This window comes from Xylanibacter sp., assembly GCF_057607445.1.
In genome coordinates, this window is the sequence record NZ_DBLZAX010000003.1 from 171,919 (window position 1) to 183,800 (window position 11,882).

The window sequence follows — 11,882 nt, forward strand, 5'->3', positions numbered from 1 at the left end:
TATGAAAAGATTCATGACAATATGCCTTGGTGCAGCTTTAACTCTGATGACTTCAATGTCATTCACAAGCTGTATCGACGAGGTTGAGCCCACAGACGGAGCGTCAGACGGCCAGGTTTCGGGTTCAGAATCAGCGGTGGCGTCATTGGTTAGCGGTCTTAACTCATACGCTACAAATATTTGGAATACATCAAGCTTCCCCGCAAGTTTCGGTTATCCTGCAATTATGATAATCCGTGACATTCAGTCTGGTGAGCTTGCTTATGGTGAGAAAGCTAACGGATGTCTGTTCCTTAACTGGCTTGCAGATGTTTATCTGTCACGTGAGTATATGGTAAACCAGTTCTTGTGGTATTATCAGACACAGTATGCAGGCGCTGCTACTAACGCTATTGCAAAGATTGATACTCTTGCCAGCGATGCTAACAAGGGTTACTATGCTGCAGCTTTGGCTTATCGCGCAATGCTTTATATCGATATGGCACGCGAGTATGAGTGGCTGCCCAACGACATTACTCAGGGTGTCAGCCCCGAAGGAAAAGACATCACAGGTCTTACAGTGCCTATCGTTAAGGAAGGCATGACAGAGGAGCAGTGGCAGAACAATCCTCGTGCAAATAAAGCAGATATGGCTGCCTTCATCCTTGGCGACCTTCAGAAGGCTGCAAGCATGATTGGCTATCTTGACGACGCAAGCAAGACAATGCCTCATCTCGACTGTATCTATGGTTTGATGGCACGTTGCTATATGTGGCTTGAGGATTATCCTAACGCTGAGAAGTATGCACGTCTGGCTATCGACAACTCAACATCTGCACCTGTAACACAGGCACAGGCTCTTAACACAACATCTGGTTTCAACGACCTGAGCCAGTGGATGTGGGGTACACAGTACTACACAGGTTACGTTAACAACCTTTACTGCTGGACAGCAAACATGTGTAACGAAATCAGCTACGGATATACAGGTACTCAGCTCGGAACTTATGTTCAGATTGACGCTAACATGTATAACCGTATCAGCGACGGCGACTGGCGTAAACTCCTGTGGAAAGCTCCTGAAGGAACATCTCTCGAAGGCAAGAACCAGTTTATCAGCGCTGAAGTTGGAGCTCAGCTTCCTGGATATGCTTCATTGAAGTTCCGTCCGGGCGGTGGTAGCATCAATGACTACACTGTAGGTAACGTTGTAGGTGTTCCGTTCATGCGTATTGAGGAAATGTACTTCATCGAGGCTGAGGCTGCTGCACACAGCGACCAGGCTAGAGGTAAGGAACTTCTTGAGTCATTCATGAAGCGTCACCGTAACCCGAACTACACATGCCGCGCTGCTGATGTTATCGACGAAATCGTATTCCAGAAGGCTGTTGAACTTTGGGGTGAAGGTCAGTACTTCTTTGATGTTAAGCGTCTGAACAAGACTGTTACAAAGGACTACAACGGAACCAACCATACAGCACCTTATCTGTATAACACAACAACTCGTCCTTCATGGATGAACTGGCAGCTGAGCCGTCTGGAAGAGATGAACAACAGCGGAGTAACGGGATACAACAACCCGACACTCGCAGATCAGCCTTATGCTAAATAAATTAATAAATAAGTAATAATAAAACAGAAAATATCATGAACAAGATATTCAAACATTCCATGATGCTCCTCTTTTCGGCACTGGCACTCGTGCTGGGCTCATGTACCGAAGAGTTTGAGTACATAGGAGCAACGATTGAAGGAGAGCAGGTGTATTTCAGCAATGCGCTTTCTTCAACAGTGAACCTTGATCCTAATGCCAGTGAGGTGAAAATACCGGTAAACCGCATCCAGCGTACCGGTGAACTCACTGTAAACTTCAATGTAACTACATCTGAAAACTGTGCAGTTAGTGTTCCTTCTTCTGTAACATTTGCTGACGGCGACTCTGTAGCATATCTGACTGTTACTTACGATCCTCAGACAATACAGATGGGTCACTTTGATGATGTTACTGTAGCTATTGCAGATGCTAACTATACAACTCCTTACGGAAGTTCATCTTATACATTCACTATCGGACTGTCTGAGTGGAACTCAATCGGTACAGGACTTTATCGCGATGCAATCTATCCGGGCTTCTATGGCGCAGATCAGCTGACTTACAACGTAGAGATTCAGGAGAACATCCTGAAACCGGGTTACTACCGTATCGTAACTCCTTATGGACCTGGCACAACATTCTATAACACTTATGTTGCTACAGGTATGATGGCATGGGCTAACAAGGATAACACAAGCCTGGTTATCAACGCAACAGATCCTAACTTCGTTTATGTAACAGGCGACTTCTATCCTGGCACAGACGACGGTATGGCTTCTCAGGGATATGGTGTAATGCACTTGTTCAGCATCGTTGACGAGTATATTAAGGAGGGTAACAGCCTTGAGGATATCAAAGCAGCTAAACCGGATCTCTTCGGAACTCTGAAAGACGGTATGATCACTCTGCCTCAAGTGTGCATCTATGTAAACTTCGACGATTCATTCACTCCGCTTGGCTATCTTGACACAACAGGTTGGGCAATTGCTCTGCCGGGCAGCGAATTTACTGACTACTCTTCTTCGTTCACATACAAAGGCCGTTTCACTGACGTTGCAGGCAACAACTACGCTGAGGGTACTATCACTCTTGGTGAGGATGTAGCTAACGCAAAATATGTATTGGCTGCTGACGGTGACGATATCAATGCTATTGTTGAAGCTATCGCTGACGGTTCTCTCGAGGCAACAGGTATCACTGAAAGCGGTGATGTAAGCATCCAGATAGCAGAAGGTGGTAAGTATACAATGGTTATCGTTACATTCGATGCTGAAGGCAACATGAGAAGCAACTCTGCTACTACATTCACATTCAGCACTGGTGGCGGTTCAGGTGCTGCTAACTGGCAGCCTGTAACTTCTGGTACATACGACCAGAACTACTTCCCGAACTTCATCACTGACGAGGGCGGTCAGCCGGTAGGTAACCCGTTTGGTGACGGTACATATTCAACAACTCTCTATGTTGACGGTAACGACCAGACTCACTACAAACTTGAGCCTTGGCTGACACAGGAAGGTAGCCTTGAATTCACTCTCGACGATAGAGGTATCATCTCATTCGATGTCATCGATACAGGCGTAGACTCTCAGACAGGTTACGGTAATGTGCTTGTTGTAAACGCTAACGACATGTTCGCTGATAATCCTAACTATCCGTTCAGCTTCTATGCTGAGGAAGGTATCTTCGCATTCGGTATGATGTATTATGTTAACATGAACGGCCAGCAAGGCTGGATGGGTGGTGCAACAGAAACATTCACTCCGTCACAGAGCGGTGCTCCTTCAATGGTTAAGATGCCGGCTGCTAAGAAAGGTGTTAAGAGTTATAAGGCTGTCAAGGGTGTTAAGAAAGTGCTCAATGCTAAAGTTGACAGAAGCTATGACTCTAAGTTCTTCAGCAACAGAGGACTGACTATCAAGAAATAATGTGATGAATGCTGTGAGTCAAGTTCTTCACTGTAAGACTTGACAATACTACAGACATCATTAAATAACAAGAAAGGCCTTGCCTGACCAATGTGTCGAGGCAGGGCCTCTTGTTTTTTGATATAATTATAATAATACAAGTATTGTCATTCGGGATAAAATGTTCTCAGATGAGCGAGAAATATAGTGCTATAAATGTTAAGAATTTGTCTGTTTTTAGTATTTGTATCTCATCAGATATGTGCTTTTTCGCCTCTTGATTCGCCCTTTCAGATGGGACAGACGACAGTCTCTCCTCATAAAAACTTATTTATGAGAAGGAAAAAATATTTTTGCTGACGCATGTTAAATATAAGAATTTACTATTATATTTAATTTAACACATATTAGATTTGGCTTAATGTTAGCGGCCGTGATAATCAGTCTACCAAGGCAAATTATGAAATCAATAAATTTAGGGGTTTAATAATATTCTAGTAATCCTTTGGGATTCAGACTGTACGCTTGACATACTAATCAGTTCTGTACGTTGGGTCTGTCGGCATCGGTCTTTGCTGATGCGTCAAGAATTATCTTACAGACTTTAGCATCTTGTCAATGCATTTGCGCTTTTGGCCCATGTCCGGGTGGACATACAGATTAAGCGTCGTGCTTACGCTAGAGTGGCCGAGAATTGAACTTACAGTCTTGTAGTCGCAGTTGCTCTCTATACATCGTGTTGCAAAGGTATGTCTCAGACCGTGGAACTTCATTGCGGGCAAGTTCAGCTTGCTCATGAAGCGTTTATAGTAGTGACGGTAAATTCGTGGCTCAAGCGGCTTTTCGGTGTTAGTCAATACGAAGTATGTGCTGTTGACAAGACCAACAATCGGCTTCAGAAGCCGTAGTAAATCGCCGCTTATGGGTATGTCGCGTATTGAGCTGGCTGACTTTGGCGTGCTTATAATGAGCTTTGTGTATTTATGTCCGTCTTCTATGACATAAACCCGCTCAATGGTGCGGCGTATGCAGATGGTCTGAGTCTTTACGGATATGTCGCTCCATTTAAGCGCGCAGATTTCTCCGATGCGCAGTCCGGTGCAAAGACAGATATACAGACCAAGGTTCTTGAACGAGAAATGTGATTTCAGAAATGTCATAAGCTTTCGCTGTTCGTTAATAGTAAGAACCTGAAACTCGTGTCTCTCTGCTGTTGTCGGGAACTTGATGTCCCATTCACAATGTTCGAGCCATCCTTGCCGTGTCCCATAGGCCACAATCATCTTCAGCACGAGCAGTATGTCTCTCACTGTGCGCTGGCTTAAGCCTGCCTTCAGTTTGTCAAGAACAAACTGCTGAACGTTGCTCTCTTTTACCGAGTGCATGTCGCTAAGCACCGGCAAAATGTGCTTCTCGGCATTGGTTACATAAGTGGCAAACGTCGATTCCTTGACGAGCCTTACTTTCATCTCACGCCATGCGAGATAGACTTCTTTGATAGTTTTTCTTTCCATAATTTATACATTTTAATTGTTTGTCGCTATAAAAGTAATAAATTATGATATTTAGATGGCAGAAATAGCAAAAAAGGATGAATTTCAAATAATGCATTATATACCTACTTCATCTTATGTGCATCACGCTGATGTGTTTCGCCGTCCCTCAGCTTTCATCCGTCATGAAGTATGGCTACTGAAAGCTGGCGTATGCAAGAAACTTAATGACTTTAAAGTTGCTGTCTGAAATGGTTGGTGATAAACAGCGGACGGGGCAGGGCGCCTATATGTGAATTGACTCGCATTGATGCAGCCCGGCTTATTGCTCCTTATGGGTGTATGACGAAGCCATGGCTGCCACTTTCTGCTGCAGGTATGCTATGAAGCCCTCATCGCCAAGCACCTCAATGTCGTCGAACAGGCCAAGCACAAAGCGTCCTATGCCTGCATAGCTGCACACCGGCAGATCGAGTCTGTGGCGCCCGTCGTTGCATGTGGTCATGTTGGCCTCTGCCGCGGGATATTCTTCGCGGAACACGTTGTAAGACAACTGGCCCAGCAGCATGCTTACGGGCATCATTTTTTCACCGCTGAACATAAATACGTCGGTGTACATCTGCTGATGGCGGTCTTTGTATGCCCACTCCGTATCGAGCAGCTCCACCTCCTGCATGCGGCTTACCTTGAAGGTCTTGTTAAGCTTCGACGACGGCTCATAGCAGCGCACCTCGTTATTGTTGTTCATCAGCAGGAACGGCTCAACGAGCCTGTCCTTTGTGGTGCGGCTGTGAGGCGACGCATAGCCATGTATCACCACCTGACGCTGCAGCTTTATGGCATCATACAATACGCCGATGTTGTATACCTTCTGCTCTCGCAGCTCGTCGTTGTTTATGATGTCGAAGTCGTAGAAGCGCTCAAGCTTCTTCCTGAGATTGTCCGCCAGCACGTCGCCTTGTCCGGCCTTGTCCAGCAGGCGCCTTATCATCACCGCCTCCTCTTCCGTTATGGATATCCGCTCTATCAGGCGGTTGAAGAAAGGCGAATTGCGGTCGATGCTGTAGCAGTTGCCGTGCTTGTATACCTTAAATCCGCTGTCGCGGAAAAACTCAAGATAGTAATACAGGTTGCGGCGCGATATGCCGAGCTTCTCGCACAGCCGCTCAATGGTGTATGTGCGGTTTTCGGTGAGCAGCTGCAGCAGATACAGTTCGCGTTCAAGTTTGTCGTGTCGCATAAATTCTTTATTAACGTGATAATTTGCGGCATAAACGTTGTTGCCTGCCGGTGCGTGTCTTTGGCTCTTACATACGTCATAAGCCGTCAGAACGTGCATAAATGGCTTTTGCCGCTTTCCTTTTGTGCCATTGTCTGCTTTGTCCTGCGCTTCAGATGCTGATGGCCTACTCAGACGTTTGACTAAAGCAGCCTGAACGTCTTGCGGTGATATGGCGTAATGCCGTGCTCGGCAATGGCCTGGCGGTGCTTCTTCGTGGGATAACCCTTGTTTGATATCCAGTCATACTGCGGATATTCCTCAGCCAGACGGTCCATGTAGTCGTCACGGTAAGTCTTTGCCAGTATGCTTGCCGCAGCTATCGACATAAACTTGCCGTCGCCCTTTACCACTGTGGTATAGGGTATGAAGTTGTAAGGCTTAAAGCGGTTGCCGTCTACGATGATGGCCTCCGGGCGCACCTTCAGTCCGTCAAGCGCCCTGTGCATGGCCAGGATGCTGGCATTAAGTATGTTAATCTTGTCTATCTCCTCAGGTGTAACCACGCCCACGGCCCATGCCACGGCGTCGCGCTCTATTATCTTGCGCAGCTCGTAGCGCCTGTGCGGCGTAAGCTGTTTCGAGTCGTTCAGGTCGTCGTTCCTGTAGTCTTCGGGCAGAATAACGGCCGCCGCATACACGCTTCCGGCCAGGCATCCGCGCCCGGCCTCGTCGCATCCGGCCTCAATCAATCCTTTGTTCAGCGAACTTTTAAGCATATTTATTTTCAGTTTATTGTTATAAGCCATGTTCCGCAGCCATGTGGCCCGGCCGTCATCTTGCAGTTTGCAGACTGCCATGTGCCGTTCATTAGGTGCAGATTTTACGCTTATTTAACAGATAACGGCCCGAGTTTGAACTTATTGTGCACAAACAAGCATTTATTTTGCACACGGAAAGCCACACCAAAGCGTGGCACATATATAAAAAACAATATTTACAACGAAACAAAAAACACTTAAAACATACGATTATGGAAAAGCAGATAACACTGGAACAAGCCGGCACTGCATGCGGCAAGATTAATTCAATGATAAAAAAGGCAACCAGTATGCTTAACGCTCCGCTCCGTCTTCTTGGCAGATATTATTCATATGTGATAGAGCGCAATCTGGACATGCGCCAGACAAAGGCCATAACCGAAGCCCAAATGGCATTCTTTGCCACCATATTTCCGGTTGAGATGCCCATACTGCTGCATCTGGCAGCCTGCATATGGTTTATCATGTCGCTGAAGAAATGCCGCTCTTTGCTGAAGTGATGCAGCCTGAATGTATGCCGGTGACAGTATCATGAAAGGGGTTGCATTGCTGAATTAAAGCCGTTCTGTAGCTTGCCAGCGCTGTAGCTGCCGTATAGATGTCTTGTTGCCGACAAACAAACCATTGGTTTAGACATAAAAACTCGGCCACTTTTGCATCAAAAGTGGCCGAGTTACGACCCGAAAACAATAGGTTAATGATTTGAAACCAATACGTTATATTTTGCTTTCGGTTTACGCCTTAATCGCTGTTCAGATGATTGTTTGTTAATTAAAAAGACGTGTTTCCCTTTCGAATTTTCGGCCGTTTGAAGCTATGCTTCTTTTGCGGTGCATATACCGTGTGAGAAATTCATGCAATAAACTTGTTTCTGCCTGCGTCATAGATGTTCAATGATGCTTTCATGCAACATTGTCCACGTGCTGTATTATGCTTTGCGTTATCGGCATTGTAAAATAGTGAAAAAGAAATGCCGCCCTGCGCTGTCGAACCGGCATCGGTCCGGCTTGTTGCGCATGGCGGCATATATGTTTGATGTGTGTGGTGCATCGTGTAGAATTATCATTCACGATACACCTCGAGACCGTATGTAAGTTACTTGTTTTTTATCTCACTTGCTTACGCACAGAATTGATTACATAGCCAGTTGAAGCATCGAGCACGGCAACTGTGACATATAGATTCTCTGCGCTGCTGTAAGATGTATCGTCAAGATTTATTGTATATGAAATGTCGTAATCCTTGTCGGTTTCAATAGTGGTCGGAAGGCCGCTATCCATTCCCTTGAACTCAGGATAGATGCCGCGTGCCACATCATAATACGGCAAACCAACAATGTATTCCTGACCATATTTTCCCCCTTTGCCAAACTCTCCTAATACCGGTAGGCTTAATTTGCTGAAATAGTTATGCTGTGAACCGTTAGGCACTACATTATCTTCAGTCAGAATGTAAACAAGTCGATAAGCTTGTCCGGCAGGAGGAACGATAGCAAACTTGACAGACGATTTTACATTTATGCTGTTGCCGGAGATGATGGCGCTTTCAATAGATGGCTCAAGAGATACATAATCTTTGAGTGTGGCCTGGACAGAGTTAAGGAATGTTCCTTCACCCTCTAAATAATAAACCTCGTCTACAAGTGACATGGGCTGGCATGCCGTCTTACGGTTAATGAGCCCTGACGGAAAATTCATGAAACCAAGAGCTTTGTCGTAGTCTGTATCGCAAAGTACATCATCATGATGTACAGTTACGGCTATCACCGTGTCTGGATAAAGTTCATTAAGATGTTCTGTGGCGAGCATTCCCAGCGGGCAATATCCGCACCACATGCCTGTGCCTTCCTCGAGCAATATTCTGTGTGCCGGTATGAAATTTACCGCGGCCACAGAATCTTCAACGCCAACATTTTCAAGTTCGTTTACGTTAGCCCACACCTTAAATTTCGTGTAAACGCCCTTTTCGGTTGGTTTAAGTTTTGTTGAGAATATGAACGAATGGCTTTCGCCCGGTTGTAGGTTGAGTCCTGCGTAATGCTCTGTACGTACAATCGAGTCAGCCGTGGTGTAATGTATGTCATATTCCGTGATTGCAGAATCGCCGGCGGTGATATGCCCTCTTATCTCTATTTCGTCAGCTGCATACATCGGCTTCATATCTAGGCTGACGATGTATGGACGCGGACAGCTTATCATTACGTCGTCGAGACATATTATACTCTTGTCGGTGCTTCGGTTTACAAAGGCCACGTATATAGTCTTGCCGGCATAGCTGTCGAGCGGCAGGCTATGTTCCTGCCATTCTCCGTCGATGCTTTCCGTCGGACCGGCTTGTTCTTCGTCAATCTGCCATACAGGCTCACCAAAGTCAGTCTCAGGATTGCCTCCGCGTTCAGAGATGTAAACCTGAAGACCGTCACGTTTGTTAAGGTCCAGAGCCTCAGACTTCCATGAAAGCACATACCCGCTGTCAGGAATTTCAATGGCTTTGGTTACTAGCCACGCGTCTGCAGCTCCTGCGGGATTGTAAGCTGATGTGGCACCGGCAAAGTAATTTTTTGAAGTGTAGCTGTCTTGAAGCTTGAATATCCATGGGTTGCCGGTGCTAAAGCCCAATTGGGCCATGAATGACGTTGGGGCAAGGTTGCTGAAATCATAGACATTGAAGAGTGATTTTGCCTTCTCTGTATCTTGAAAGTCGCATGAAAAGATAATTTTGTCATCAGTTCTAAATTCTTCTCCAGGCGAAACTCCTGTATCTGGAGTTTCGGGTATTGTTATGTTTTCGTCATCACTGCATGATGTCAGTGATAGAGATGCTATGAGCGACGATATTAAAGCCACTGTGAAAAAACGATATACTCTCATTATTGTTCTTTTTTTTGTTTTTATTTTTTATGTTATTAGTCTGCCATAAGTTTCATCACTTCCTGTCCGTTGCCGCATACGATTGTGGCAATGTAATATCCGCGGTCGAGGAAACTGAGGTCGGCAGTGTCGTCTGCTGTGGCAGAGTAGACCTGACGGCCCGACATGTCACATACAGTAAGGCGGCTGAATCCGTCTTTTACCATGAGTGTGCTGCCGTCCCATGACACGTGCATGGGCTTAGCAACGGCGTTTTCTATTCCTGCAACGCCCTCATAAGGCACCTTTGCCTCTTCAGCGTTGAGCACGCGGCAGTTGTTCTTGTCTTCAGCATCATAGTTGGCTACAAACGCCACTACGCTTAATCTGGCCGCATCCCATCCGGTCTGCACAGGAACAGTATAGTCGGCTGTATAGCCTTTTATGTCAATAGGCTCTCCCCATGTCGGCGTTACGCTCTGTCTTGCCATGTGGCGATGGTAATATCCGCCGGATGCACCGCTCTGGTTGGTAGAGTAGACGCTGTCTTCAGAAACAAAGACGAACAGGCGTGGCGATTCTACGTCAGTGCCTATAAGCTGCTCACCCTCAACATGGATGAGTATGTTGCCGCTTTTGTCCGTTTTCACCGTAGGTTCAACCGATACAAATGCCGGTGCGCAGCTCTGTTCGGCATAGAGAGTCTTTAGCTTTGATGCACCAACGCTCACCACAGGCACTCCGTCAGAATAAATGTCGGGATAATTGTCCGACATCTCCGTGCGGTCGAGCATCACGGCAGGAGCGTAGAGTCTGCCTTCCTTGTAGAACCACTCATACTCCTTGCTTGCTGCTATGGTATAGTTGTCCTCGTAGAAACCGGCATGATGGCCCAGCTCTATGATTCTTTCGCATGTGTCGGCAACGGCAGAAATCTGCTTGTGAACGGTAGGGCAGTTGGTGCAAAGCTCCGTAGAGAACACCTCGAGCAGCACCTTGCGCTGCGGCATTATGGAGCGGCAAAGCACCTGTTTCGTGCGCGATGTGTTGTCAGACGGGGCGAAGTCGGCCTCGCCGTTTACAGCCGATATTTCCACGCTTACCAGTGGTTCGCCTTCAGACAGGATGCGCAGTCCGTTCATCTCGAATGTGCCTGTGCCGCGCGGCTTCACTTCCGTCACGCTTACCGTCTCTGTTGCCAGGCTGTCGCCAACGTGATAGGTGAACGTAAGGCTCTCAACCGGCACGGAACCAAGATTGATAAAGTCGCCCGAGAAGGCCAGCGGCTCGCCCAGCCGGGCGTATCCCGGCATGACAATGTTGCCTAGACTGACGTTGCAGCGCGGCAGATTGTCGCTCTCTACTGTGGCATAAAACGCTGCGCTGAATCCCTCTACGCTCGGCTTCCATTCAGAGCCGTCGGTGCAGATATACTCTTCGCCGTCTACAAGGCTCAGGGCATACGGAATGTTCAGTATGCCTTCTACGAGATAAGACATATAAAACGCCTTGCCGTCTATCCTGAACGGCTTTTCAAGGCGCACCTCGTTCCATCCGTATTTTTCAAGGGTGGCTGTCTGTTCATAAAGTGCCTCGCCTCCGTCAAGGCTGCTTCTGATGGCGAAGTGTACGGTAGAAGGCTCCATGATGCTTGACCAAATGTGGAACGATACGATGTCCGTGCCGCTATATGCCTGCATAAGCGCTTCGGGAAAGAATACGGCCGAACCGCCAGCCGGAGATTCTTTAGCGGCGGGGTAGAAAGACACGGCGTTGCCCTCGCAGTAGCCCAGCTTCATGCTGTCGGCATATATCGTTTGTGTAGCAGCCAGCATCAGTGCCAGCGTTAAGATAATCTTGCTGACGTAGCGCGTTGCTGACGATAAAATATAATTATGCATAAATGTTCATTGTGAATTAACTTGCAGACAAAACTGAAAATGTGACAGGACGCACTGCCTGTCACATTATGTCAAAATGATTTTCAGCCGACATTATATCAGCTTGATGTTAGTGCTGT

9 protein-coding genes are annotated in these 11,882 nt (G+C 46.8%); 4 read left to right on the forward strand and 5 right to left on the reverse strand.

The window, feature by feature from the left end; all coding sequences use genetic code 11:
- Position 1: 1 nt before the first annotated feature.
- Both ACZMIG_RS04025 and ACZMIG_RS04030 read left to right on the forward strand, forming a co-directional pair.
- Positions 2-1,591 (forward strand): RagB/SusD family nutrient uptake outer membrane protein, encoded by a 1,590-nt coding sequence (locus ACZMIG_RS04025; RefSeq protein WP_487889102.1) that lies wholly within the window; start codon positions 2-4, stop codon positions 1,589-1,591.
- 35 nt (positions 1,592-1,626) lie between these two features.
- Positions 1,627-3,501 (forward strand): hypothetical protein, encoded by a 1,875-nt coding sequence (locus ACZMIG_RS04030; protein ID WP_443733550.1) that lies wholly within the window; start codon positions 1,627-1,629, stop codon positions 3,499-3,501.
- Between the two features lie 569 nt (positions 3,502-4,070).
- On the opposite strand, the gene ACZMIG_RS04035 is transcribed toward ACZMIG_RS04030, so the two are convergent.
- The gene (locus tag ACZMIG_RS04035) at positions 4,071-4,994 is read right to left on the reverse strand and encodes a tyrosine-type recombinase/integrase (RefSeq protein ID WP_487889103.1); all 924 of its coding nucleotides are present in this window, start codon (positions 4,992-4,994) and stop codon (positions 4,071-4,073) included.
- A 55-nt stretch (positions 4,995-5,049) separates the two neighbouring features.
- Here ACZMIG_RS04035 and ACZMIG_RS04040 point away from each other — a divergent pair, with 55 nt between their 5' ends.
- Positions 5,050-5,223, forward strand: coding sequence for a hypothetical protein (locus ACZMIG_RS04040; protein WP_487889104.1), 174 nt, complete (start codon positions 5,050-5,052; stop codon positions 5,221-5,223).
- A 72-nt stretch (positions 5,224-5,295) separates the two neighbouring features.
- On the opposite strand, the gene ACZMIG_RS04045 is transcribed toward ACZMIG_RS04040, so the two are convergent.
- On the reverse strand, positions 5,296-5,964 hold the full coding sequence (locus tag ACZMIG_RS04045) for a helix-turn-helix transcriptional regulator (protein ID WP_487889146.1): 669 nt from the start codon (positions 5,962-5,964) through the stop codon (positions 5,296-5,298).
- 431 nt (positions 5,965-6,395) lie between these two features.
- On the reverse strand, positions 6,396-6,971 hold the full coding sequence (rnhB, locus tag ACZMIG_RS04050; protein ID WP_287604868.1) for a ribonuclease HII: 576 nt from the start codon (positions 6,969-6,971) through the stop codon (positions 6,396-6,398).
- Positions 6,972-7,225: 254 nt separating this feature from the next.
- Here rnhB and ACZMIG_RS04055 point away from each other — a divergent pair, with 254 nt between their 5' ends.
- Positions 7,226-7,513: a hypothetical protein gene (locus ACZMIG_RS04055; RefSeq protein ID WP_487889105.1), complete on the forward strand. Its 288-nt coding sequence runs from the start codon at positions 7,226-7,228 to the stop codon at positions 7,511-7,513.
- Positions 7,514-8,119: 606 nt separating this feature from the next.
- Here the strand turns inward: ACZMIG_RS04055 and ACZMIG_RS04060 are convergent.
- Together ACZMIG_RS04060 and ACZMIG_RS04065 are read right to left on the reverse strand one after the other, a co-directional pair.
- A complete protein-coding gene (locus ACZMIG_RS04060) occupies positions 8,120-9,883 on the reverse strand; it encodes a choice-of-anchor J domain-containing protein (protein WP_487889106.1) in 1,764 nt (587 codons plus the stop codon).
- 35 nt (positions 9,884-9,918) lie between these two features.
- A complete protein-coding gene (locus ACZMIG_RS04065) occupies positions 9,919-11,763 on the reverse strand; it encodes an Omp28-related outer membrane protein (RefSeq protein ID WP_487889107.1) in 1,845 nt (614 codons plus the stop codon).
- Positions 11,764-11,882: the final 119 nt, after the last annotated feature.

What these genes read in the sequence shown, in the direction of transcription:
- rnhB (WP_287604868.1), bottom strand. Translation starts at nt 6,971, where the DNA reads ATGCTTAAAAGTTCGCTGAACAAAGGATTGATTGAGGCCGGATGCGAC.
- ACZMIG_RS04065 (WP_487889107.1), bottom strand. Translation starts at nt 11,763, where the DNA reads ATGCATAATTATATTTTATCGTCAGCAACGCGCTACGTCAGCAAGATT.
- ACZMIG_RS04055 (WP_487889105.1), top strand. Translation starts at nt 7,226, where the DNA reads ATGGAAAAGCAGATAACACTGGAACAAGCCGGCACTGCATGCGGCAAG.
- ACZMIG_RS04025 (WP_487889102.1), top strand. Translation starts at nt 2, where the DNA reads ATGAAAAGATTCATGACAATATGCCTTGGTGCAGCTTTAACTCTGATG.
- ACZMIG_RS04045 (WP_487889146.1), bottom strand. Translation starts at nt 5,964, where the DNA reads ATGATAAGGCGCCTGCTGGACAAGGCCGGACAAGGCGACGTGCTGGCG.
- ACZMIG_RS04060 (WP_487889106.1), bottom strand. Translation starts at nt 9,883, where the DNA reads ATGAGAGTATATCGTTTTTTCACAGTGGCTTTAATATCGTCGCTCATA.
- ACZMIG_RS04030 (WP_443733550.1), top strand. Translation starts at nt 1,627, where the DNA reads ATGAACAAGATATTCAAACATTCCATGATGCTCCTCTTTTCGGCACTG.
- ACZMIG_RS04035 (WP_487889103.1), bottom strand. Translation starts at nt 4,994, where the DNA reads ATGGAAAGAAAAACTATCAAAGAAGTCTATCTCGCATGGCGTGAGATG.
- ACZMIG_RS04040 (WP_487889104.1), top strand. Translation starts at nt 5,050, where the DNA reads ATGGCAGAAATAGCAAAAAAGGATGAATTTCAAATAATGCATTATATA.